Source organism: Bacillus sp. MYb209, from assembly GCF_002975175.1.
In the GTDB taxonomy this organism is placed as follows: Bacteria; Bacillota; Bacilli; order Bacillales; family Bacillaceae_G; genus Bacillus_A.
Map to the genome: position 1 here is coordinate 561,312 of NZ_PCNZ01000001.1, position 23,399 is coordinate 584,710.

Below are 23,399 nucleotides of genomic sequence, written 5' to 3' on the forward strand. Positions count from 1 at the left end.
CTATGTCCATTTTAGATATACTAATGAAAAAATGAGCTGGAGGTTTACATATGAAATATGACATTATAGGCGATATTCACGGATGCTTCCAAGAGTTTCAAGACTTAACAACGAAACTAGGATATAGCTGGGATAGCGGTCTCCCAATTCATAACGAAAAACGAAAGCTGGCATTCGTTGGTGATATTACAGACCGCGGTCCACATTCATTACGTATGATTGAAATTGTATGGGAGCTCGTAATAAATAGAAAAGAAGCTTATTATGCTCCAGGGAATCACTGCAATAAACTGTATCGTTTTTTCCTTGGGCGTAATGTTACAATCGCTCATGGGCTCGAAACAACTGTTGCAGAATATGAAACATTATCTTCTAATAAACAACAAATAATAAAAGAAAAATTCATTACTCTTTACGAACAATCACCGCTATATCACATACTGGATGAAAAAAAATTAATCGTCTGTCACGCTGGCATTCGGCAAGATTACATAGGAAGACACGATAAAAAAGTACAAACATTTGTATTATATGGTGATATTACAGGAGAAAAACATCCTGACGGCTCACCAGTTCGGCGCGATTGGGCACAAGAGTATACAGGTGAAACATGGATTATTTATGGGCATACACCTGTCAATGAACCCCGCTTTGTGAATCATACAGTCAATATTGATACCGGCGCTGTATTTGGTGGTAAACTAACTGGACTACGTTACCCTGAGATGGAGACTGTTTCTGTCCCTTCTTCCCTACCTTTTGTTCCTGAAAAGTTCCGCCCAATTTCATAAATACCCCTATTGAATTCACAAGTAACAGGGAAAAATGATATTTTCTAGGCGTATCCCACACTAAAACTAGATAAAGCAATTAAAAAAAGATGCAATAAAGTGCATCTTTTTTTAATTGTGCGGCATATACTGTCGCAGGAGGTGACGGAATGAAGAAAAAATCTTCTAAACAAAAAAAAAAATTCCACCCTTTATACCATCCCATGTATGGAATTAACAACTGGTGCAGTATTCGAGCTGCAGCTATAGAAGAAATAGAAGAACAAGAGTCATCAAAAAAAAGCAAACCGAGAGAAAAATATGTCTCTTTAGAAAATGCTGTTATGAGGCGGATTATAGATAGCAGAAAAATAAAAGCACGACAAAAAAAGAAGCTCGCTTCTAATAATGATGAACCTGTGCTTAATTCGGAAAAGATACAAGAAAATATAGAAAAAAATATTCCTGCAGCAATAAAGGAAAAAGTACAACCAGAAATTCCAGCTACTATTATAAATCAAGTAAAAAAAATAAAAGAAGCATTAGTCTCAGGCAACGATGAACAAATAGAAGTATCCGCCCCTACTCAGGCTCCTGTACCTACACCTATAAAAAAAGAAGTTAACAAAGGAGGTCGCCACGCATATAAAGAAGGCCTTCACTCTACAGCTGACGGAATCGCCTCACATGCCGAAGGATTGCTTACACAAGCAATGGGTGCCTTTTCTCATGCAGAAGGATCAAAAACAAAGGCAACTGGACATAGTTCGCATAGTGAAGGAAGTGAAACGACAGCAGGCGGCTCTTATTCTCACGCGGAAGGAAAACATACAATTTCTTTAGGCGAAGCAGCACACGCAGAAGGAACCGCAACTATCGCTAATGGATTCTCATCTCATGCGGAAGGAAATCATACATCAACAGCTAATTTTGCAGGCAGCCATATTATGGGTAAATTTGGTACAGCAGAAGAAGCTTATTCCTGGTTTATCGCAAATGGGACAAATGACACTGATCATAATATTGGTGCCAAATGGCTTGCCCATAACGGAGAAATGTATATCGATGGTGCTTCTTACAATGCAAGCGGGACTGATTATGCACAAATGTTTGAAACAGCAGATCATACCCCTATTGATGTCGGTTATTTCGTTACATTTAGTAGCGAAGAAAAAATTCGGATAGCCACTTCAAACGATTCATTCATATTAGGAATATCTAGTGCTACACCCGCTCTCATAGGAAATAGCGGTGCTTTAAGTTGGCAAAAACGCTATAAAACAGATAGCTTCGGAAAACGTCAATATGCGCGTACGGATACGCAAGAAATACAACCTCTTTTAAATACAGAATGGGATCCATCTTGTAAGTATATATCAAGACGAAATCGCACCGAGTGGCTTCCTATCGGATTAATTGGACAAATGTTAGTACGTGATGACGGTACTTGCGAAACACACGGATATTGTCGTCCGAATGATGACGGCATTGCTACAAAGGCTGAAAGTGGCTTTTTCGTTATAAAGCGTACTAGTGAGAATCAAATTTTAATATTATTCCGCTAAAAAAAAAGGGAACAAAATTCTTATCGTATAAGAATTTTGTTCCCTTTTACTTTTTACGTAAAGCGTATTGCATATCATCCGGAATGCTGACAGTAAAAGTCATTTCCTTTTCTAAAATAGGATGATAAAACGTCAAAGAAGTACTATGAAGCGCTTGACGTTTTATCACATCTCTTCGGCCGCCGTATAAATCATCCCCAAGTAGCGGATGTCCTATATGTGCCATATGTACACGAATTTGATGTGTTCTTCCCGTCTCGAGCTCAAGCGCTACATGCGTCTTATCGGAAGAACTCTCCATCACTCTAAAATGAGTAACAGCTCTTTGACCATCTTCACAGACAGTTCGCTCGATAATACTATCCGCTTTTCGTCCGATTGGTGCATCAATCGTTCCTACTTCTTCTAAAATAGTCCCATGAACGATTGCCTCATACGTTCGTTTCACCCCTTTTTGTTGATGCTGCTTCGATAAAAGGTGATGAACGAATCTATTTTTCGCAATTAACATAAGCCCTGAAGTATCACGGTCTAACCTCGTCACAATGTGCACCGTACTTGCAAGATTTTGTTTATCATAATGATATAAAAGAGCGTTCGCAACACTTCCTGACCGGTGCTCCCTAGACGGAATCGTCGACATATTTGCTTCTTTATTTATAACAAGAACCGCATCATCTTCATATACGATACATAAAGGGATCTCTTCCACTTCCATCCCTTCACTTCTTTCCTCCACTGGAAAAAAGACTTGTAACTCTTCACCAGCTTGTAACTTGTGACGAACACTCGTGTGTTGACCGTTTACTTCAATTGCTCCGCCACGGAACTTTATATCCGTTAAAGCAGCTTTCGAAATCCCTTTTGTTTTCAAAAATTCTCTAACTAAAGTTCCCTCTTCAGCCAGCCCTATATCCCATTTCAATGTAAATCTGTTCAAATATATAAACCCTCTCTATTTATCTGCAACAAACGAGTCACGAACACGTTTCCAGAATGGGAACGGACGGAAACGAACAAATCGTACTTTCTCGTTTGCAACGCGATACTGAATTGATTTCACATCTTGATGAACCATCGTCAAATGATCCACCGTAATTTGCAAGTTCATTCCTGCAGCCGGCTTTAAAACGCATGTATGATGCTTCGGCAGTACGAGCGGCGAACCTACCGTACGAAATACACGATTGTTGATAGATGCCATTTCTGCAATTTGAATCGCTTCAATAGAAGGGTGAATAATCGCTCCGCCAAGCGCCTTATTATAAGCGGTACTTCCTGAAGGAGTAGAAATACAAAGACCATCTCCGCGAAACGTTTCGAAATACTCTCCGCGTATTTCCACTTCTGTTACTAATGTACCTTCTGCACTTTTTACAGTCGCTTCATTCATCGCCAAATACTGCGACTCTTTACTACCATTCACATAGCGAATAATCACTTCTAAAAGTGGATATTCAACCACTTGGAACGGTGTTTTAGCGATTGCAATCACCAACTTCTCTACTTCCGTCGGTAACCAATCTGCATAGAAACCTAAATGCCCTGTATGTACACCAACAAATGCGGTTTCATCTAATCGATTATAGTAACGATGAAATGCATATAAAAGCGTTCCATCTCCCCCAACAGAAATTACAATATCAGGTTCCTTTTCATCCATTGTAAACCCAAAATCTAGCAAGTATTCTTTCATCGTACTTGCTAGTGTATCTGATGATTGATCTCCCTTTGACATAATTGTAAATTTCATCGCCCAACACCCTTTAGTTTATGATTCAGAATCTTTCGTTTCCTGCTTTCGTGAAAAGACCTTTTGCGCTTCTTGAATTTCAAGACGAATGGAAGACATTTCTTCATCTAATAAAAACGCCGCTTCCGCTGCACGTTGTAAGCGTATTTTAATATCTTCAGGAAAACGTCCACTATATTTGTAATTTAAAGAATGCTCAATCGTTGCCCAAAAATTCATTGCTAACGTGCGAATTTGAATTTCAACTAACACTTTTTTCTCCCCCTGTATCGTTTGAACAGGATAACTAATGACAACGTGGTAAGAGCGATAGCCGCTATCTTTCTTTTGCGTTACATAATCACGTTCTTCCACAATGTCAAAATCATTTCGTTTTCGAAGATATTCTACAACAGGCTTAATCTCATCTACGAATTGACACATCATTCGAAGGCCCGCGATGTCCTGCATATCTTCTCTGAGCCGGTCTAGCGGTACATTTCTCTTCTCCGATTTATCAATAATACTTGCAACCGACTTTACCCTTCCTGTTACAAACTCAATTGGAGAATGCTCCGTTAACATTGCAAATTGAGTACGCATTCCTTTTAGTTTCACTTTCAGCTCCGCCACCGCTTGGTGATAAGGCGCTAAAAATTCTTCCCAATTACGATTCATTTCAACCACCACCAAAATCAATCCATTTGCTTATAGAAACACTTTTTCTACAGCAGTTACTAGTTCTTCTCCGTAATTTGCATTACCTTCAATATTTTCAACTAAATATTCTACTTCTTCTTTTAATCCTTCTAATTCTATTTCAACATCATTCACGCGAATAAACATCGCTGTATCTTTATTCATCGCTTCATGCATTGCCTCCCAGCATGTATGCGGAATACTTACATAAATGAAAGATGATTCGTTTTCTAAGATATATAAAAATGATAAATTGTCTGAGTCTACAAGTACGTGATTACGCGCACTTAACTCCTTTACCTCTATTTCAGTATTTTCCGCACAAAAAATAAGCGCATTCTCTCTCGTTTCTACGCTCTTAACTTGAATTTTATTTTGCATGCTCGAACTCCTCCATCTCAACTTCCTGTCTTACTTAACAGTATTATTGTATCATAACATGGACGCAAACAAATAAAACATTGAACCAAATTTATGAAAAAGCGATAATGTGTAAAGAATTATTTTTCAAAAGGAGCGCACACAATGACACAAGAAATTGAAATTGAATTTAAAAATATGGTTACAGAGGACGAATTCCAAACATTATGCAAATCTTTTTCTATTGAAGCATTTACAAAACAAGTAAATCACTACTTTGAAACGCCTCACTTCTCTTTAAAAGATGCAGGCTCTGCACTTCGTATTCGTCATAAAGATGGAACTTATACATTAACATTAAAACAACCTGCTGAAATTGGTTTATTAGAAACTCATCAGTCTGTAACAGAAAAAGAAGCAAAACTTATGATGGAAACAAACACACTCATTCAAGGAACTGTAATGAATCAGCTAGACAAACTACAAATTCCCGTTTCCTCTTTAACTTATATGGGTAGTTTAACAACAGAAAGAGCTGAAACATTATTTGAAGGCGGAACGCTTGTCTTTGATCATAGTTTCTATTACAATCACGATGATTATGAAATTGAATACGAAGTGCAAGATGAAAAGACCGGTAAAGCAGCATTTATAAGGTTATTAAAGCAACATAACGTACCAGTTCGTCATACAAATAACAAAGTAAAACGCTTTTTCCTTGCCAAACAAAACAAAGAGCGCTAAAGTGAAATTTCCATTAGTGAAGAAGAGCTGTACTTACGGCTACGTTTCACCTTTTTGGAAAGCAAAAGATTTATTAGCAACATATAGAATAAGTAAAGAATGTTATGAAGGCTGTTTAGTTGCTCTTCATAACATTCCATTGCTACAATAGATATACATTTCATGGAAAAAGGAGTTTATAAAGGATGAGCAAGCAACCGATGACACCATTTGAAGCAATTGGCGGTGAACAATGCATTGCAACATTAGTGGATACATTTTATTCCTATGTCAGTGAACACCCTGACTTATCTCCGATCTTCCCGGATGATTTAACAGAAACTGCTAGGAAGCAGAAACAATTTTTAACACAATATTTAGGTGGTCCTAATTTATACACTGAAGAACATGGGCATCCTATGCTAAGAGCACGCCATCTTCCGTTTGAGATTACTCCAAAACGCGCAGAAGCTTGGCTATCATGTATGGAGCAAGCAATGGATGATACAGGAGTGCAAGGTCATATAAGAGAGTTTGTTTTTGAACGTTTAGCATTAACTGCTCAACATATGGTCAATACTCAAAATGAAACAGGTGAAGAGTAATGGATAAGCAGGAAGCAAAGCATATGAATATGCCTTCTCCTTCCACATGCGAGCATAAATCTGTAGAAGCATATTTATTTATTGATCCACTTTGTAAAGATTGCTGGGATATCGAGCCTTTTATTATTAAACTATGGCTTGAGTATGGGAAATACTTCTCTATTCGTCATATAGTAACAGGAAAAGTGGACGGGGCAAACGCTTCCTCACACAAATGGAATAAACCTGCTAATATTCGATTTGTGTGGGAAAAGACAACAAGTTTACAAGGTTTTTCATGTGATGGAAAAGTACATATGCAAGAGGCATCGTCAACACCGTATTTAGTTTCGATGGCAATTAAGGCGGCGGAGTTGCAAGGCCGAAAAGCAGGTTCGAAGTTTTTGCGAAAACTCCAAGAATACATTTTTCTTGAAAATGTATCAAACCCTGACTGTGAATTATTGCTTACATGTGCTAAAGATAGCGGCATTGATGTAGAGGAATTTAAAAAAGACCTACACTCAGTTAGCGCAAAAAAAGCTTTCCAATGCGACCTAAAATTCACAAATGAGATGCATATTACAGAAATACCTTCCCTCCTATTTTTTCATGCAAATTCAGATGAGGAAGGTATTAAAATCACAGGAATTTATTCCTATGATGTATACGTACAGCTATTAAAAGAACTGGTAAAATGCGAAATTGAGCCAGAGCCATTACCTCCTTTAGAAGTATTACTAGAAGCAACACAATTTATTTCTTCAAAGGAAATCTCATTTATATATGACTGCCCTCAGCAAGAAATAGAGCGCGAACTAAAAAAATTACAACTAAGACGAAAAGTACAAATGATTGAAGTGAAGTGCGAGCGTTATTGGAAATGGATAGCAAAAGAAGAAGACCTGGTGTAAACACCAGGTCTTCTTCTTTACGGCTTATAAAAATATTAAAGGGGATGGGAGAAATTTTCACGTTCAAACAAAGGGGTATATGTTTGTATGTGAATTCGTTCACGCTTATTATATTACAAGATTCGACGTCAGATGACAACCCCTTTTGTCGAATTTCACATTTTTGTCACATTCTAAACGTTTTCATTCTTGAATAAGCTATAAAAAAAGCAATTTAGGAGGTTTCCTTATGAAAAAGTCTCATATTTTTCTTATCTTTCTATGTGTTATTGTTTCTTTTTTCTTGTATATCCTCTCTCTATTACAAGCTTTTCCTAAAATTATTGCCTTCCCCCTTTTATTCGGAGTTATCGTCATCGCTGTCTCTTATTTCAACTATAGAAAACGATTTAAAGGATTTTAACTACAAAAATAAGTCGTGAAAATTCCTTCTAATATAGAAAAAGTAAAGAAAATCACCTTAATCATTCGACAAATATCGACATGATGTACTTTTGAGCAAATGTTTCAAACAAAAAAGACGAGGATAACATCCCTCGTCTTTTCTCATTACTTCTCTTCAAACAATAGCGCTTCTAGTTCATTTAACTTCTCTTCAAATACTTGTAGTGCTTCTTTTACAGGTTCTGGTGATGCCATATCTACTCCTGCTTTTTTCAACACTTCAATTGGGTAATCAGAACTTCCAGCTTTTAAGAATTCGTTAATGTAACGTTCTACTGCTGGTTGCCCCTCTTCTAAAATTTGTTTTGACAAAGCTGTCGCTGCACTAAATCCTGTTGCGTATTGATATACGTAATAGTTGTAATAGAAGTGCGGAATACGAGACCACTCTAAGCCGATTTCTTTATCGATTACTAAAGCGTCCCCGAAATATTTCTTATTTAAATCGTAGTAGATCTCCGTTAACATATCTGGCGTAACAGCATGTCCTTCTTGTACTTTCTTATGAATGATATGCTCGAACTCTGCAAACATCGTTTGACGGAATACAGTACCACGGAATCCTTCTAAATAATGATTTAATAAATATAAACGCTCTTTCTTATCTTCTGTCGTCTTCAATAAGTAATCATTTAGAAGCGCTTCATTACAAGTTGATGCCACTTCTGCAACGAAGATTGAATAATCACCATATACGTGCGGTTGTGTCTTCCTTGTATAGTAACTATGCACTGAATGACCAAACTCATGAGCAAGTGTAAATAAATTATTTACATTATCATGCCAGTTCATTAAAATATACGGATTTGTTCCGTATGCACCAGATGAATATGCTCCGCTTCGTTTTCCTTTATTCTCATATACATCTACCCAGCGATTTTCATATGCTTCTTTTAAAATTTCAACATATTCATCACCAAGTACATTTAAAGATTTCAATAACATTTCTTGCGCTTCTTCATACTTCACATTCATTTTCACTTCTGGTACAAGTGGTGTATATAAATCGTACATATGAAGCTCATCAAGACCTAGAGCACGCTTGCGAATATCAATGTATCGATGTAGTAAGTGTAAATTATCATTTACCGATTCAATAAGTTGATCATACACCGCCTCAGGAATATTATTATTACTTAATGCAGCTTGACGTGCAGAATCGTATTTACGAACGCGCGCATTGAAATTATTACGTTTCACAGCCCCGCTTAGCGTACTTGCAAATGTGTTCTTATATTTTCCGTACGTTTCATATACAGCTTTGAATGCATCTTCCCGTACACGACGATCATCACTTTCTAAAAATTGAATGTAACGACCATGTGTTATTTCTACCTCTTCTCCATCCTCACCTTTAATAGATGGGAATTTCAAATCCGCATTATTCAACATACCGAATGTATTACTTGATGCACTCATCACTTCAGATGCTTCTGCTAATAACGCTTCTTCTGCCTCAGATAATACGTGCGGGCGTTGACGTGTAATTTCTTCTAATGCATGCTCATATACACTTAGTTCTCGATTTTCTTGTAAGAAAGTTTGTAGCGTATCTTCTGAAATAGATAAAATTTCAGGTACGATATAAGCTGTGCTACTAGATACTTGTGAGTATAAATTTGTTGCGCGATCATTTAATGCTTGATACACAGAGTTTGTTGTATCTTGATCGTAACGCATATGTGCATATGTATATAGCTTACCTAATCGCATTGAAATTTCATCTTCATATTGCAATGCCTCAAGCAAATTGTCTGCAGAGTCGCCAAGCTTCCCTTTAAATTCAGTTAACTTTGGCAATAGCTCTTTAATAGCTTGGAATTCTTTTTCCCATTCTGCATCTGTTTGGAAAATATCTTCTAATCGCCATGTGTTTGCTTCTTCAATCTCATTGCGATTTGGTAATGATTTCACTGTATTTTGTTCAGCCATTCTTTAAGCCCTCCTTATAATATCTCTACTTAAGTACAATTCGATTTTTCTTATGTAATTCCTTCACGATCAGTCTTTATTATATCCCCTTTTCCATCTCTCATGTTGTACTTTGTCTCAAATAGAGATAGTGCATGAACTAAGCAAATTTCATCATATTTCATAATTTCTTCCTCTGTTTTTACCAACACAACATCTCTTATTTTTCGATACTTATTAATACCTATTTTTATTAATACACCTGCATAACATAAAAATGTCATATACTCCGCAACTGCTACCTTCCATATATGTTGTGCAAAATACGGAAGTAGACGCCTCTTCGTATATTTTGCTACATAGTTACATACGTATTGCAGAGAAATATACTCGCCTACCTTAAGCATACCTATACACTTCATATAAAGAGAAGCTTGCCATATAAATGGATTTGTTTGAAAAGCAAACGCGGATGGGAGCGGAACACCGATTTCAGAAGGAAAACTCGCTGGGGTACATTTATATTGATATAAGAGGCGGAGTAGTGACTTATGATTATAATTCCAGATAGATAGAGCGTTTTGCCGAAAATGGTTCTTTTTTTTCTTCCATTCTTGTCCTAATACCTCTTTCTGGAAAGGCACGGGAGAAAAGAGCATGTCAACAGTAGTCGTATCAGTTGGTAAATAAATAGTATGTGCGAAAAAGACATTTGTAGAAAACGGAGTGATAAATGCGCATTTCATAAACGATTTTTGTTTCGGGCAAAAGAAAATAAGAAATGGCTGAGGGTAAGGTTGTAAGGAGAAAGCCATAAGGGCGGAGAATGTCATCCAATAGGCGGATTTCTTTTTCAACTGATTTCCACCGATTATCCAGATGACTTGTATACTAGCTTGCCAATACGAATACGTTCGCTTATAAAGCTGCTCTACAGAGAGATTTGCACATTGATATTCAATCGCAATTTTTCTATCCGCTCTCTCTACGTAAATATCTGGCCGTTGCTTGATTACTGGCAGATAATGCTCTATATCGACATGAAAATCTTGACGTTTTAACCATCTATATAACAATTCTTTACCGTGCATATGATACATAGATTCTGCTTCATAAAAGGCAAGACATGAATCCACTTTCTTATGAGCAAAATGCCAGCTCTTTTGTTTTCCTAATTTCATTTGCACTTCTTTTCCGCAAGCTGTACAAAAGAATTTTTCTCGTTTACGCATTTCGCGTAAACGTTCTTCATCCCGGTTATATAATAGATGAATTTTCTCTCCGTTTTCTCTCCTTGCAATAAACATCACCATCACACCCTTTCAACTTCTTGTATTCTACAATTTACTACAAATTCCTCTCAAAAAAGAGATGTCCTAAATTAGGACATCTCTTTCTATAATAAAGGTGATAATAACCGATACGTCGATTCAACAATCCGCCTATGAAGACGTCTCTTATGAAATCGGTCAACATGAATTTCACTGGATTCTTCTAAATCGTCTTTAAAATCTTGAACGAGCTTTCGAATGCTACCTGTATCATATAAAAAGGCATTTACTTCAAAGTTTAAATGAAAACTTCTCATATCCATATTAGCTGTCCCAATTGATGCGAGATCAGAATCCACGATGACAACTTTACTATGAAGAAAACCTTTTTCATATTCATATATTTTTACTCCTGCATCTAATAACTCCGTAAAGTACGATCTTGATGCATAAAAGACAGTCCGCTTATCTGGCTTACTTGGCATTAACAAACGAACATCAATACCAGCAAGTGCAGCTACTTTTAATGCAGATAAAATATCATCATCTGGAATAAAGTATGGTGTTGCAATCCAAATCGATTTCCTAGCTGAAGCAATCATTGCAAAATATAAATGTTTAATTGTTTCCCATTTATTATCCGGTCCACCTCCAACAAGTTGGACTCCGCCCCAATGATCACCCTCAACTGCTTCCGCTTGTAAATATTCAGGTGCTAATACCGCCTCACCAGTCATATAAAACCAGTCTTGAAGGAAAATCAGCTGTAAACTTTGAACTGCTTCACCGCGTAAATATAAATGCGTGTCTCGCCAAAAACCGAAATATTTATCCTTCCCTAAATACTCATCACCAATATTTAATCCCCCTACAAACCCTTCATTTCCATCTATAATAACGATTTTTCGGTGGTTTCGATAATTAATTTTATCGTTTAAAATTGGAAAACGCACAGGGAAAAATGGAATCATTTCTACTCCTGCATCATTCAATTCTTCAATATACGAATTTGATAATTTAAAACTTCCAACCGCGTCGTATAAAAAACGAACGACAACGCCTTCTTTTGATTTTTTTATTAAAATATCTTTAATTTCTGTACCGAGCTTGTCATCACGCACAATGTAATACTCCATATGAATGTGGTGTTTCGCTCGATTTAACCCATCTAAAATTGCCTGAAACGTTTCGTCTCCATTTGTTAATGTCCTCGTTTCAGTTTGAAATGAAATATTTAAAGCACCTAGTCGATCTGCTAAACGAAATAACAATTCTTGATGCTTATGATTTCGTAAAATCCGTTCTTCGTAATCTTCGTGTCCCTTATATTGTAAAAACGCCTGTTCATCGAGTAATGCCTTCTTTTGGAACATTCTTTTTCTGCGAAAGTTTTGTCCAAATAAAAGATAAGCAAAGAAACCGAACACTGGAAAAATACCTAGTACGATTAACCACGTAAGTGTTTTTGACGGATGGCGGTTTTCTAAGAAAATAACACATCCAATTAAAAATGCGGAAACCGTAAATAAAATACTAATAATACCTAAAATCGAAACATCTTTTATCCCAATTACATCCGAATAAAATGCTACATCAATAAACATACGTAACGAAACAAATAATGCGAACAATAGTAGAAAAAAGAAAAGTAGTTTTAGTGTATTTTTCATCTCTTACCCCCTAAATAAGAAAGCCTTCCTATTCTTCATAAAAAAAGCCGATTTCATACTATAGAAATCGGCTTACATTTTAGGAGGGAAATTGTTGCGAATTGTCTCAAGCGCACGCTCTTTCACAACCTGTTTCCCATACTCACTTACACGGTGAATCGTTAAAGTAGATTCTTCTCCATATTCTAAAACAATACTTAAAATACGATCAATTTCTTCTTCATCATGTAGCACTTCATCGAATTCCACATATACATAATAGCGGTCCTCAAATGAATGCAATTCATCTTTTATATCTTCAAAGATAAGACGATGACTTAATGAAATGACATCTTCAAAATCATTAAACTTAATTAAAAAGCCAAACGTACCATCTTCATTAAAGTTTGTTCCTACTTGTTCTTCTACCTCTTCCACTAATTCTTGCTGGAATAATGATTCGATGCCTTCATCTAGAGGAATGTCTATAATTTTGTCTACACCTATTGGTAGTTCCAGCTTTTGTCCATCCTTTGAAAGCTCCGCTTTCGTTACGAGTACTTCAATCCCTTTATCGACTGCTTGCACTTGAATCCATAACGGTCCATCGATAAAGAAATCATCATGATCACGAGCTTCGTCCATCATCTCCCAAAAGAGCTCTTCACTTCGTTCGCGGTCATACCAAATTTCTTCACGGTTAAACCCTCTGTCCTCTATATCAATGTACGTAATAAAAAATTTCATAGTATGGTCATTAATTCTTTCAATATCCAAAATACAACTCTCCCTTCCTGCTTAGAATTGTTATGAAGGGATTCCCCACTCATATGACAAAACAATAGATTCTTGTACTCTCATTTTATGATAAGATTCTCCAGAAGGGAAATAAAATCGATTTATTTTACAAAAATAGTTATATACCTATCTGTATTCGACTGTTTACATAAAGTGAAACAATAATCAGTATTTTTTTCATCCCCACTGATTATTAGCTCGCACCAATCGGAATAAATATACCATTATACCAATTCACTGCTCGCAAAAAATTTGGACATACATTCCCATATTCCCCCGTACACTGTAATAAAGTGAAACTTCTATTAGAGGTGATTATTTTGTCCCCGCGGGCGCGGGATCAAAACTAGACAAACTTTCTTCACCACATACATATATTTCGCTTATTAAAACATCATAAATGGAGGCAGACGAATGGACTTAGAGTTTTTAACATCTGTACTAATGATTGTCGGTATCGATGTTGTACTAGGTGGCGATAACGCAATTGTCATCGCACTAGCTAGCCGAAATTTACCTGAAGCAAAACGAAATAAAGCCATTTTGATTGGTACTATGTTAGCAATTGTGCTACGAATTCTCCTCACAATACTAGCTGTCTATTTACTTGATATCCCATTTTTACAACTCATCGGCGGAATTTTACTCACATTAATTGCGGTCAATTTACTCACTGATAATAACAACGATCTTTCTTCTATCCAAGGAAAAACGACTTTATTCCAAGCTGTGCGTACAATTGTATTCGCGGATCTCGTTATGGGGTTTGACAATGTTATTGCCATTGCAGGAGCAGCTCACGGAAGACTTTCACTCGTAATTATCGGTTTATTCATTTCTATCCCGATTATCATTTGGGGAAGCAAACTTATTTTAATACTCATGGAACGCTTTCCATTTCTCATTTATTGCGGAGCAGCAGTTCTCGCCTATACAGCAGGAAAAATGATTACCCATGAAGACAGACTTACAACGTTTTTTCATCATAATCCTAGTTTCACCGCAAGTATCCCTTATTTGTTCATTTTCACCGTTTTATGCATAGGCATTATCGTTCAACAAGTGCGATTACGTAATGTTAAACAGTAAAAAAAAACCTTCTACTATATAATAGGTAGAAGGTTTTCATATTATTATAATTAATTTACAAGACGTTGTGCTTCACGTAATTGGAACGTTCTTACTGTACGTGGTAAGAAACGACGGATTTCGTCTTCGTTGTAACCTACTTGAAGGCGTTTTTCGTCAATCATAATTGGACGACGTAAAATACCTGGATAGTCACGAATCATCTTATATAAATCTTGAAGTGGTAAAGACTCTAAGTTCACATTCAATTCTTGGAAAACTTTTGAACGAGTAGAAATAATCTCATCCGTTCCGCTTTCTGTCATACGTAAAATCTCTTTAATCTCATCAATCGTTAATGGATCTGAGAAAATATTACGTTCTGTATAAGGAATATGATTTTCCTCTAGCCATAATTTCGCCTTTCTACAAGACGTACAGCTTGGAGAACTATATAATGTTACCATACAAAGCTCACTCTCCTTAAAGAGTACAAATTCTGTACTAATTACAGTTTAAATTTCTAACTTCCGCAATTTTTCGCGATAACTTGTCTTATAGCAAAGTAAAAAATCGCAATTCATGTAAGCAACAACAATTACTTTTAATAAGTAACTTCTATAATCATTATACAATAGTTTTTGCAAGAAATATACAGTGAATTTACTGCTAGTTGAGAAAATTTCTCCATGTGCTCCACTGCTATGTAACATGATTACACTCATTAAAACTGTCCTTTAACAACGGTCTTCAACCCTTTTGATACTTGCTTTCTACAATAATTTTCACTTGCTATACAATTACAGTTTCATAATCTTCCCCATTAAAAAGAGAACGTTTTCTTACCTTTTCCCGACAAAACAATTGAGAAATGTAAGACTCTAAAGGTTAGAAACGAAAAGGAACACCTGTTCTTATTTTAGCAAATCCCCCCGCTCATGTCTATATGCTTTCTAAAGTAAATCGAATATTTTTCTGACATTTCTTTCTTTTTTACCATTTATCTCATACAATAAAAATACAGACAGGCAAAGGGGGAATTTGCATATGATTGCTTTTTTCACTGATTTTATCATTGTTGCTACCCTCATCATCGGAATAACAGCATTGATTGGTGTCATTACAAATAGCATCGGTGAAAAACTCTTTGGTGGGAAAGAAAAAATGAAGTTTGTTAACAAAAGTTTAGATGTACAATCTGGCTGGAACCAAGTTGGCGGAAAAGGCATTTATAAAAAACGTACGTACTAAAAAAAGCAGGTAATCACCTGCTTTTTTTGTTATTTCTCTACTGATGCCCATTTGAAGCTTACTTCGCCACCATACTTATGGTTGTACATATCTTTAATTGTTTCTCTTTGTAAATATGCTCTACCACGTTGATATACTGGAACAATCGCAGCGTCATCAAGTAACATTTTTTCTGCTTCTAATAAGTTTTTCCAGCGAGCATTTACATCGCTTCCGTCTTTTTTCGCTTTCGTAATAATCTCATCGTACTTCGGATTAGAATACTTCATTTTGTTTTGTGCCCCGTCAGTTACGAACATATCAAGATATGTAACTGGATCCGGGAAGTCTGCACTCCATCCAGAGAATGACATTACATAATCGCCAGCATCTTCTAATTTTAGTTTTTGCGCGAATGGTTGTTGTTTAATTTTCACTGTTAAACCTGGTAAATTCTTTTCTAACTCACCTTTTAAATATTCACCAGTTTTCTTCGATAATTCAACGTCTTCATTTAATAACTCTAATTCAATTTCATTTTTACCAAGCTCTTTTTTACCAGCTTCCCAATACTTTTTCGCTTCTTTCACATTTGGTTTTATAATATCTCCATTTTCAGCACGGAAATCTTGTTTATCCGGTCCTTTAATGAAATTGTCAGGAATTAATCCCGTCGCTGGCTTAGAACCGTTATTTAATAATGTATCAACGAATGGTTTACGGTCAAAACCAAGGGAAATTGCTTTACGAATATTTTTATTTGCTAAAGCTGGGTCTTTTTGATTTAAGCGAAGGAAGAATACAGATGTATCTTCTACCGTTTTGAAATCTGGTTTCCCTTTATATTTATCGATGAACTCTGCTAATAACGTCGCTCGATCGACTGCGTTTGTTTCATATAAATTAATTGGTGTAGACGTATCTTTTACAATATTAAAGTTTACTTCCTCTAGCTTCACTTCTTTATTGTCCCAATATGATGAGCTCTTTGTCATTTTGAAGCTACGTTCATGTTGCCAATCACTTAATGTAAATGGACCGTTATAAAGTGTTGTATTTGCTTCTAAACCAAACTTCGTCCCTTGCTCTTTCACATACTTTTCATTAACAGGATAGAAGATCGGATAGACCATTAAATCAACAAGATATGGAATAGAATTATCTAATTCTACTTCTAATGTATGATCATCAATCGCTTTCACGCCTAATTGGTCTGGACTCATCTCTTTTTTATTAATTTTCTCAGCATTTTTTATATCGTACATAATGTACGCCGATTTCGCAGCTGTATCTGGATTAATTGCTCTTTGCCATGCATACACGAAATCTTTCGCCGTTACAGGTTCACCATTTGACCATTTTGCATCTTCACGTAATTTAAATGTATACTTTTTACCGTCTTCTGACTTTTGGAATTCTTTCGCTACACCTGGAACTAATTTATCGTCTTTCCCAAGGCGGTATAGACCTTCCATCGTGTTGTTCATTACTTTTGAAGAAACTGCATCAGCTGATAACGCTGGGTCCATCGTTGGAATTTCTTGTGTTTCAATTAAGTTAATAACTTGCTTCGCACCGCTTTTCCCGCTATCCCCTTTTGCGTTCGCTTGCGGTTCATCTTTTTGGTAGCCACATGCCCCTAAAATCATGCTCATTGCTACTGTTGATGCTACAAAAACTGGTATCTTTTTTTTCATACTTCCACCCTCCAAAAAAATGTTAGCCCTTTCATTTTCAAACAGAAAGAAATATATATATGTTCTAATAATTCATATTATACACACAAATATATTCTTTGTATATTTATATTTCTATTTTATTAAAATTTTCTGTTAACACTCGGTGTATTTGTAAACGTTTCACACTGCGTTTTTATTGAACTAAAGTGTTAAAAACAACAAATTTTATACTTTTCTAAATTATCAGAGAAAAACAAATTTTATATCCTATAATATCTTACGCATAATTATTCTTCCTTTTTTGTCATAAAATGAAGGTTTATTCATATTGAAAATATGTAGGCTAAAATAAGTGCAAAGGATATGAAAGTGTGTTACGATACACTTTGCTAAAAATAGATATCGGTAAAGAGGGGACGGACATGACAGCAATTCACTCAAAAAACGGGCCAACAGAGAAATTAAGTTTATTCTTATTAACATGGCCTATTTTTCTAGAAGTTTTTCTTTTTATGCTGATGGGGATCGCTGATACGTTCATGTTAAGTGCATTATCAGACGATGCTGTATCTGGGGTTGGTGCAGCGAATCAATACCTTCATATCGCGATTTTAGTACTAGAAGTCATCGGGAATGGTGCAGCTATCGTTGTATCCCAATACCTCGGTTCTAAACGCTTTATGGAAGCATCAAAAATATCAGCATTAGCCGTCACATTAAATTTAGTGGTCGGACTCATTATAAGCGCTGGTTTTCTTTTATTTTCAAAACATATGATGATGGCAATGAATTTACAAGGCGATGTACTAACGTATGCACAAAGCTATCTATCCATCGTCGGAGGAGCCATTTTCCTTCAAGCTATTATTAACTCATTAGCCGCAATTATCCGCGTTCACGGCTTTACAAAGCAAGCAATGTTTGTTTCGCTTGGAATGAATATTATTCATATCGCCGGAAACTACGTACTTATTTTCGGGAAATTCGGTTTCCCTGAACTTGGTGTGCAAGGGGCCGCGATTTCTTCCGCTGTCAGCCGGTTAATCGCACTTATCGTTTTCTTCTGGTTACTGTATCGCGTTATGGAATACCGTGTGAAATTACAATATTACTTCACTTTATCAAAAGAATACGTTGGCAAAATTTTAAAGATCGGCATTCCATCTGCATTCGAACAAGTCATGTATCAAGCTTGTCAAATTGTCTTCTTATATTACGCAACATACTTAGGAACAGAATCGTTAGCTGCAAGACAATACGCTACTAACATTTCCATGTTCACTTATTTATTCGCCATTGCTATCGGTATGGGAACAGCTATTATCGTTGGACGCCTAGTTGGCGGAAATGAAAAGGATGAAGCTTACACACGCGTATGGAAAAGTGTACAATGGGCGATTGTTGTAACTTTATTTATGGTCATTCTCGTTGTTACATTCCGCACACAATTAATGGGACTATTTACGGATAATCCTCATATTATCTCTCTAGGGGCAAGCGTTCTTTTACTAAGTGTACTACTTGAAACAGGACGGACGATGAACATCGTCATCATTAATTCACTTCGTGCAACTGGCGATGCAAAATATCCTGTTTTAATCGGTGCATTCTCCATGGTGTTAATGAGCTTACCGCTCGGCTACTTTTTCGCCTTCCATTTAGATATGGGGCTCGTTGGTATTTGGCTAGCGATTGCCATCGATGAATGGACGCGAGCAATTATTATGTTCTTCCGCTGGAGAAGTAGAGCGTGGGAAAATTATGCACTTGTTAAACCAAATGAGCAAGATGAGAGTGTTTCTGTTCAGGCGCAGTAAAATAAAAGTGTTTCTAAATGAAGAAAAAGGCGGCTGGATTTCAGTCGCCTTTTTCTTCATTCTTGGAAACTCTTAATTTGCTGTCTTTAAAGAGAAAAAGAACTTGGATAAAATCTCTTTATACTAAATTAAGTTTAACTAGTATAAAAAAATAGAGCCATCCTTCTGTAATAGAAGGATGGCTCTACTTTATTATTGATAGATCTCTTTATATTTCTTATACTCTGCTTCAGAACATAATACAAAATGTCCTGGGCGGATTTCACGCATTGTTGGTGCTTCCTCACCATATTGATGTTGAGATGGATCGTATACGATACGTTTACGATTGCGCTCATAATCTGGATCTGGAAGCGGAATTGCAGATAGTAGTGATTTTGTATATGGATGCATTGGATTCGCATATAACTCTTCACTTGTTGTCAGCTCAACGATTTGACCACGGTACATTACACCGATGCGATCACTAATGTATTTTACCATCGATAAATCATGGGCGATGAATAAGTATGTTAAACCTTTTTCTCTTTGTAACTGTTTCAGTAAGTTTACAACTTGCGCCTGAATCGATACGTCAAGTGCTGAGATTGGTTCATCAGCAATGATAAATTCAGGTTCTACAGCTAGCGCACGAGCGATACCGATACGTTGACGTTGTCCACCTGAGAATTCATGTGGGAAACGGTTCGCGTGCTCTTTATTTAAACCAACTGTATTTAACAGCTCGTGAACACGGTCCATACGCTCTTTTTTGCCTTTTGCTAGTCCGTGAATATCAATACCTTCTGCGATAATATCCCCTACTGTCATACGAGGATTTAATGATGCATATGGATCTTGGAAAATCATTTGCATTTTACGGTTGAATTTCTTAAGTTCTGCACGTGATTTTTTCCCATGTACATTTTCACCATCGAACAACACTTCACCGGCAGTTGCATCGTATAAACGAATAATCGTTCTTCCAGTTGTTGACTTACCACAACCAGATTCTCCTACAAGTCCAAATGTTTCACCGCGGTAAATATCAAATGAAATATCATTAACTGCTTTAACAACACCACCACTCACATCGAAGTGTTGTTTCACATTTTTTACTTCAATTAATTTCTCACGTTGTTTAGTCATGTTGTTCACCTGCTTTCATTTGAAGAATACGTTTTTCAACAACTGCTGGTGGTTTTACTTCTGGCGCTTGCTCATGAAGTAACCAAGTTGCCGCATAATGTGTATCACTTACTTTAAATAAAGGTGGTTCCATTTCAAAATCAATTTTCAGCGCCTGCGGGTTACGTGGTGCAAAAGCATCACCCTTTGGCGGTTTTAATAAGTCTGGAGGCGTTCCTGGAATCGCATATAGCTCGTCCTCTGAACCATCTAAGCTTGGCATAGATGCGATTAAGCCCCATGTGTATGGATGTTTTGGATTGTAGAAAATTTCATCAACAGTTCCAATTTCAACAACTTTACCAGCGTACATAACCGCAACTCGGTCTGCAACGTTTGCCACTACACCTAAGTCATGCGTAATGAAAATGATTGCTGCTTCTGTTTTTTGCTGAATGTCCTTCATAAGTTCTAAAATTTGCGCCTGAATTGTAACGTCTAGCGCTGTTGTCGGCTCATCGGCAATTAATAATTTCGGATTACAAGCTAACGCCATCGCAATAACTACACGCTGTCTCATACCACCTGAGAATTGGTGAGGATATTGTTTTAAGCGTGCTTCTGGATTTGGAATACCTACAAGGTCGATTAATTCTAAAGCAACTTTACGTGCGTCTGCTCTACTCATCCCTTGGTGTTTAATAAGCCCTTCCATAATCTGATTACCAATTGTCATCGTTGGATTTAATGATGTCATTGGATCTTGGAAAATCATCGCAATATCTTTACCGCGTACTTGCTGCATTTCTTTTTCTGTTAGTTTCGTTAAGTCACGACCTTCAAATACGATTTCACCGTTTTTAATACGTCCTGGAGGATTCGGAATTAATCCCATTAACGCTTTAGAAGTAACTGATTTACCAGAACCAGATTCTCCTACAATCGCTAATGTCTCTCCTTTTTTCAAATCAAAAGTAACACCGCGTACAGCTTGTACTTCACCTGCATGTGTATCAAAGGAGACTTGCAAATCTTTTACCTCTAGCAATGTTTTCATTTTTACTTCTCCCCTCTTTTACTTACGCATTTTTGGATCTAACGCGTCGCGTAATCCGTCTGCCATTAAGTTGAATGCTAAGATTAACATACTGATGACAACCGCTGGAATGAACATCATATGTGGATACGTTTGAATTGATTTATAACCATCGTTTACAAGAGAACCAAGTGATGCGAATGGTGGCTGAATGCCTAGTCCGATGAAGCTTAAGAATGCTTCACCAAATACCGCTGTTGGAATTGTAAACATTGTCATTACGATAATTGGTCCCATTACGTTCGGAATTAAGTGCTTCACAATTAACTGTGTATTCGTTGCCCCTAATGTACGAGATGCTAATACATATTCTTGGTTTTTTAATTTTAGGATCTGTCCACGAACGATACGCGACATCCCTATCCAACCTGTAATTGCCATCGCAAGTGTAATTGACCAAATACCTGATCCCATAATGATTACCATTAAAATAACGATGATTAAGTATGGAATACCGTTAATAATCTCCATAATACGTTGCATAATATTATCTACTCTGCCGCCATAGAAGGCTGAAATACCTCCGTATGCAACCCCAATTACTAAGTCAATCGCTGCTGCTAAAAGAGCGATATATAATGATACTCGTGTACCTTCCCATGTTCTTGTCCATAAATCACGGCCAAGATCATCTGTACCAAACCAGAAGTACTCTTTAATATCACGTTTTTCATATTGGTCAACACCATATTGATCTGTACCGTCAAATGGTAGCCAATGAACATTTTCAATCACTGGAATTTTCGGTGGCATTTTCGCACGACCTAAATCCTGCTCTTTATAAGAATGCTTACTTACCATCGGTCCAAAAATTGCTAGTAGTACAATAAGCATTAATAATACGAAACCAAACATTGCACCTTTATGTTGGAACAAACGTCTTCTTACATCTTGCCAAAACGTTAAGCTTGGACGGGCAATGACTTCATTATCAACATTACTTTGATTGGCTGCTTGAAATAAATCTGGAGATAATTTTTGTACATCTTTCATCATTTTTTCCCTCCCGCTAAACGAATACGAGGATCAATAATTCCGTATAAAATATCGACAATGAAAATAACTAAGATGAAGATCGCACTATAGAAAATTGTAGTTCCCATAATAACTGTATAGTCATTCACTGTAATCGATTTAACGAATTGTTCCCCAAGTCCAGGTACAGCGTAAATTTGCTCAATAACTAGTGTCCCTGTAATTAATCCTGCAACCATTGGTCCTAAAATTGTTACAACTGGAATTAATGCGTTACGCAGTGCGTGCTTGATAATGATAACGCCTTGGCTAATTCCTTTCGCTTTCGCTGTTAAAATGTAGTCAGCTTGCATAACCTCAATTAACTCTGCACGAGCGAAACGTGCGATTGTTGCGATAACTGCCATCGATAAGGCAATTGTAGGCATTACTGTAAACTCCGGTCCTTTCCAGAATGCTACTGGGAACCAACCAAGTTTTACCCCTACGAAATATTGTAGTAATGCGGCGAATACGAATGATGGTACCGACATCCCGAGTACGGAAATAATTGTCGCCCCATAATCGACCCATGTATTGTTACGAAGTGCCGCAACGATTCCTAAAATTAAACCGATAAATGTCCCTAATATAATCGCTTGCAAACCAAGTTGTGCTGATGGTCCAATACGATCCACAATCATATCTGTTACTGGGCGGTTATCATATTGGAATGATACCCCTAAATCACCTTTTGCTAAGTTACCTAAGTAACGTGCATATTGAACTGGTACTGGATCATTTAATCCATATTTTTCAAGAATGATTTCTTTTTGTGCCGGTGATAGTTTCTCCTGGTTTTTAAGCGGAGAACCCGGAAGTAATTTCATCAAAAAGAAAGTCAGTGTAGTAATTAAAAATAATGTCAAAGCCATGTACACGAAACGTTTTAATACATAACGTCCCATAGTCAAGCACCTCCCCGTTTTTCTCAAAAGCAATAAGATAGTTTAAAATATTCTTACTTT

The 23,399-nt window shown here is 36.7% G+C and carries 24 protein-coding genes; 9 read left to right on the forward strand and 15 right to left on the reverse strand.

The window, feature by feature from the left end; genetic code table 11:
- Positions 1-50 precede the first annotated feature (50 nt).
- Positions 51-791, forward strand: a complete 741-nt coding sequence (prpE, locus tag CQZ94_RS03125; RefSeq protein WP_105584245.1) for a bis(5'-nucleosyl)-tetraphosphatase PrpE — start codon at positions 51-53, stop codon at positions 789-791.
- Positions 792-940: 149 nt separating this feature from the next.
- Positions 941-2,335 (forward strand): peptidase G2 autoproteolytic cleavage domain-containing protein, encoded by a 1,395-nt coding sequence (locus CQZ94_RS03130; protein ID WP_105584246.1) that lies wholly within the window; start codon positions 941-943, stop codon positions 2,333-2,335.
- Positions 2,336-2,381: 46 nt separating this feature from the next.
- Here the strand turns inward: CQZ94_RS03130 and CQZ94_RS03135 are convergent, their stop codons facing one another.
- Genes CQZ94_RS03135 through CQZ94_RS03150 form a run of 4 tightly spaced genes read right to left on the reverse strand, consistent with a single transcriptional unit; the run spans position 2,382 to position 5,147 of the window.
- Positions 2,382-3,275 carry an RluA family pseudouridine synthase gene (locus CQZ94_RS03135; protein ID WP_105584247.1) on the reverse strand — a complete coding sequence of 298 codons (894 nt, stop codon included), beginning with the start codon at positions 3,273-3,275 and terminating at the stop codon, positions 2,382-2,384.
- A 15-nt stretch (positions 3,276-3,290) separates the two neighbouring features.
- Positions 3,291-4,088: an NAD kinase gene (locus CQZ94_RS03140; protein ID WP_000673196.1), complete on the reverse strand. Its 798-nt coding sequence runs from the start codon at positions 4,086-4,088 to the stop codon at positions 3,291-3,293.
- An 18-nt stretch (positions 4,089-4,106) separates the two neighbouring features.
- Positions 4,107-4,745 (reverse strand): GTP diphosphokinase, encoded by a 639-nt coding sequence (gene yjbM, locus CQZ94_RS03145; RefSeq protein WP_105584248.1) that lies wholly within the window; start codon positions 4,743-4,745, stop codon positions 4,107-4,109.
- Between the two features lie 30 nt (positions 4,746-4,775).
- On the reverse strand, positions 4,776-5,147 hold the full coding sequence (locus tag CQZ94_RS03150; RefSeq protein ID WP_002011362.1) for a UPF0738 family protein: 372 nt from the start codon (positions 5,145-5,147) through the stop codon (positions 4,776-4,778).
- Between the two features lie 144 nt (positions 5,148-5,291).
- Between CQZ94_RS03150 and CQZ94_RS03155 the strand changes: the two genes are divergently transcribed.
- From CQZ94_RS03155 to CQZ94_RS03165, 4 genes are read left to right on the forward strand one after another with little or no spacing between them, the layout of a single operon-like run.
- Positions 5,292-5,870: a CYTH domain-containing protein gene (locus tag CQZ94_RS03155; RefSeq protein ID WP_105584249.1), complete on the forward strand. Its 579-nt coding sequence runs from the start codon at positions 5,292-5,294 to the stop codon at positions 5,868-5,870.
- A gap of 1 nt (position 5,871) precedes the next feature.
- The gene (locus CQZ94_RS31085) at positions 5,872-6,021 is read left to right on the forward strand and encodes a hypothetical protein (RefSeq protein ID WP_181149427.1); all 150 of its coding nucleotides are present in this window, start codon (positions 5,872-5,874) and stop codon (positions 6,019-6,021) included.
- 34 nt (positions 6,022-6,055) lie between these two features.
- Positions 6,056-6,454: a globin domain-containing protein gene (locus CQZ94_RS03160; RefSeq protein ID WP_105584250.1), complete on the forward strand. Its 399-nt coding sequence runs from the start codon at positions 6,056-6,058 to the stop codon at positions 6,452-6,454.
- Entirely contained in the window at positions 6,454-7,347 is an 894-nt protein-coding gene (locus CQZ94_RS03165; RefSeq protein WP_105584251.1) for a ClpXP adapter SpxH family protein, read from the forward strand. The genes CQZ94_RS03160 and CQZ94_RS03165 overlap by 1 nt, the downstream gene beginning before the upstream one ends.
- 549 nt (positions 7,348-7,896) lie before the next feature.
- On the opposite strand, the gene pepF is transcribed toward CQZ94_RS03165, so the two are convergent.
- The 4 genes from pepF to mecA form a co-directional block, all read right to left on the reverse strand.
- On the reverse strand, positions 7,897-9,723 hold the full coding sequence (pepF, locus tag CQZ94_RS03175; RefSeq protein WP_105584252.1) for an oligoendopeptidase F: 1,827 nt from the start codon (positions 9,721-9,723) through the stop codon (positions 7,897-7,899).
- A 50-nt stretch (positions 9,724-9,773) separates the two neighbouring features.
- Positions 9,774-11,009, reverse strand: coding sequence for a competence protein CoiA (locus CQZ94_RS03180; protein ID WP_142395734.1), 1,236 nt, complete (start codon positions 11,007-11,009; stop codon positions 9,774-9,776).
- Positions 11,010-11,098: 89 nt separating this feature from the next.
- Positions 11,099-12,643 (reverse strand): cardiolipin synthase, encoded by a 1,545-nt coding sequence (locus CQZ94_RS03185; protein WP_105584254.1) that lies wholly within the window; start codon positions 12,641-12,643, stop codon positions 11,099-11,101.
- 72 nt (positions 12,644-12,715) lie between these two features.
- Entirely contained in the window at positions 12,716-13,399 is a 684-nt protein-coding gene (mecA, locus tag CQZ94_RS03190; RefSeq protein ID WP_002011351.1) for an adaptor protein MecA, read from the reverse strand.
- A gap of 435 nt (positions 13,400-13,834) precedes the next feature.
- Between mecA and CQZ94_RS03195 the strand changes: the two genes are divergently transcribed.
- Complete coding sequence (locus CQZ94_RS03195; protein WP_105584255.1) at positions 13,835-14,509, forward strand: TerC family protein; 675 nt, start codon at positions 13,835-13,837, stop codon at positions 14,507-14,509.
- Positions 14,510-14,559: 50 nt separating this feature from the next.
- Here the strand turns inward: CQZ94_RS03195 and spx are convergent, their stop codons facing one another.
- Together spx and CQZ94_RS30825 are read right to left on the reverse strand one after the other, a co-directional pair.
- The gene (gene spx / locus CQZ94_RS03200; RefSeq protein WP_002011348.1) at positions 14,560-14,955 is read right to left on the reverse strand and encodes a transcriptional regulator Spx; all 396 of its coding nucleotides are present in this window, start codon (positions 14,953-14,955) and stop codon (positions 14,560-14,562) included.
- Between the two features lie 48 nt (positions 14,956-15,003).
- Positions 15,004-15,213, reverse strand: coding sequence for a hypothetical protein (locus CQZ94_RS30825; RefSeq protein WP_142395735.1), 210 nt, complete (start codon positions 15,211-15,213; stop codon positions 15,004-15,006).
- A gap of 322 nt (positions 15,214-15,535) precedes the next feature.
- Between CQZ94_RS30825 and CQZ94_RS03210 the strand changes: the two genes are divergently transcribed.
- Complete coding sequence (locus CQZ94_RS03210; RefSeq protein WP_000559981.1) at positions 15,536-15,739, forward strand: hypothetical protein; 204 nt, start codon at positions 15,536-15,538, stop codon at positions 15,737-15,739.
- 29 nt (positions 15,740-15,768) lie between these two features.
- On the opposite strand, the gene CQZ94_RS03215 is transcribed toward CQZ94_RS03210, so the two are convergent.
- Complete coding sequence (locus CQZ94_RS03215) at positions 15,769-17,415, reverse strand: peptide ABC transporter substrate-binding protein (RefSeq protein ID WP_105584256.1); 1,647 nt, start codon at positions 17,413-17,415, stop codon at positions 15,769-15,771.
- A 353-nt stretch (positions 17,416-17,768) separates the two neighbouring features.
- Here CQZ94_RS03215 and CQZ94_RS03220 point away from each other — a divergent pair, with 353 nt between their 5' ends.
- Positions 17,769-19,214, forward strand: a complete 1,446-nt coding sequence (locus tag CQZ94_RS03220; protein WP_142395736.1) for an MATE family efflux transporter — start codon at positions 17,769-17,771, stop codon at positions 19,212-19,214.
- Positions 19,215-19,406: 192 nt separating this feature from the next.
- Here the strand turns inward: CQZ94_RS03220 and CQZ94_RS03225 are convergent, their stop codons facing one another.
- Genes CQZ94_RS03225 through opp3b form a run of 4 tightly spaced genes read right to left on the reverse strand, consistent with a single transcriptional unit; the run spans position 19,407 to position 23,339 of the window.
- Entirely contained in the window at positions 19,407-20,342 is a 936-nt protein-coding gene (locus CQZ94_RS03225) for an ABC transporter ATP-binding protein (protein ID WP_002086978.1), read from the reverse strand.
- The gene (locus CQZ94_RS03230) at positions 20,335-21,378 is read right to left on the reverse strand and encodes an ABC transporter ATP-binding protein (RefSeq protein WP_098499980.1); all 1,044 of its coding nucleotides are present in this window, start codon (positions 21,376-21,378) and stop codon (positions 20,335-20,337) included. The genes CQZ94_RS03225 and CQZ94_RS03230 overlap by 8 nt, the downstream gene beginning before the upstream one ends.
- A gap of 18 nt (positions 21,379-21,396) precedes the next feature.
- The gene (opp3C, locus tag CQZ94_RS03235; RefSeq protein ID WP_105584258.1) at positions 21,397-22,413 is read right to left on the reverse strand and encodes an oligopeptide ABC transporter permease; all 1,017 of its coding nucleotides are present in this window, start codon (positions 22,411-22,413) and stop codon (positions 21,397-21,399) included.
- Positions 22,410-23,339, reverse strand: coding sequence for an oligopeptide ABC transporter permease (opp3b, locus tag CQZ94_RS03240; protein WP_000534165.1), 930 nt, complete (start codon positions 23,337-23,339; stop codon positions 22,410-22,412). The genes opp3C and opp3b overlap by 4 nt, the downstream gene beginning before the upstream one ends.
- Positions 23,340-23,399 lie beyond the last annotated feature (60 nt).

Coding starts and splice junctions, on each gene's coding strand:
- opp3b (WP_000534165.1), bottom strand. CDS start 23,339: ATGGGACGTTATGTATTAAAACGTTTCGTGTACATGGCTTTGACATTA.
- CQZ94_RS03165 (WP_105584251.1), top strand. CDS start 6,454: ATGGATAAGCAGGAAGCAAAGCATATGAATATGCCTTCTCCTTCCACA.
- CQZ94_RS03185 (WP_105584254.1), bottom strand. CDS start 12,643: ATGAAAAATACACTAAAACTACTTTTCTTTTTTCTACTATTGTTCGCA.
- CQZ94_RS03195 (WP_105584255.1), top strand. CDS start 13,835: ATGGACTTAGAGTTTTTAACATCTGTACTAATGATTGTCGGTATCGAT.
- CQZ94_RS30825 (WP_142395735.1), bottom strand. CDS start 15,213: ATGAGTGTAATCATGTTACATAGCAGTGGAGCACATGGAGAAATTTTC.
- CQZ94_RS03130 (WP_105584246.1), top strand. CDS start 941: ATGAAGAAAAAATCTTCTAAACAAAAAAAAAAATTCCACCCTTTATAC.
- prpE (WP_105584245.1), top strand. CDS start 51: ATGAAATATGACATTATAGGCGATATTCACGGATGCTTCCAAGAGTTT.
- CQZ94_RS03155 (WP_105584249.1), top strand. CDS start 5,292: ATGACACAAGAAATTGAAATTGAATTTAAAAATATGGTTACAGAGGAC.
- CQZ94_RS03230 (WP_098499980.1), bottom strand. CDS start 21,378: ATGAAAACATTGCTAGAGGTAAAAGATTTGCAAGTCTCCTTTGATACA.
- CQZ94_RS03225 (WP_002086978.1), bottom strand. CDS start 20,342: ATGACTAAACAACGTGAGAAATTAATTGAAGTAAAAAATGTGAAACAA.
- opp3C (WP_105584258.1), bottom strand. CDS start 22,413: ATGATGAAAGATGTACAAAAATTATCTCCAGATTTATTTCAAGCAGCC.
- yjbM (WP_105584248.1), bottom strand. CDS start 4,745: ATGAATCGTAATTGGGAAGAATTTTTAGCGCCTTATCACCAAGCGGTG.
- CQZ94_RS03215 (WP_105584256.1), bottom strand. CDS start 17,415: ATGAAAAAAAAGATACCAGTTTTTGTAGCATCAACAGTAGCAATGAGC.
- CQZ94_RS03180 (WP_142395734.1), bottom strand. CDS start 11,009: ATGTTTATTGCAAGGAGAGAAAACGGAGAGAAAATTCATCTATTATAT.
- CQZ94_RS03160 (WP_105584250.1), top strand. CDS start 6,056: ATGAGCAAGCAACCGATGACACCATTTGAAGCAATTGGCGGTGAACAA.
- spx (WP_002011348.1), bottom strand. CDS start 14,955: ATGGTAACATTATATAGTTCTCCAAGCTGTACGTCTTGTAGAAAGGCG.
- CQZ94_RS03140 (WP_000673196.1), bottom strand. CDS start 4,088: ATGAAATTTACAATTATGTCAAAGGGAGATCAATCATCAGATACACTA.
- CQZ94_RS03210 (WP_000559981.1), top strand. CDS start 15,536: ATGATTGCTTTTTTCACTGATTTTATCATTGTTGCTACCCTCATCATC.
- pepF (WP_105584252.1), bottom strand. CDS start 9,723: ATGGCTGAACAAAATACAGTGAAATCATTACCAAATCGCAATGAGATT.
- CQZ94_RS03150 (WP_002011362.1), bottom strand. CDS start 5,147: ATGCAAAATAAAATTCAAGTTAAGAGCGTAGAAACGAGAGAGAATGCG.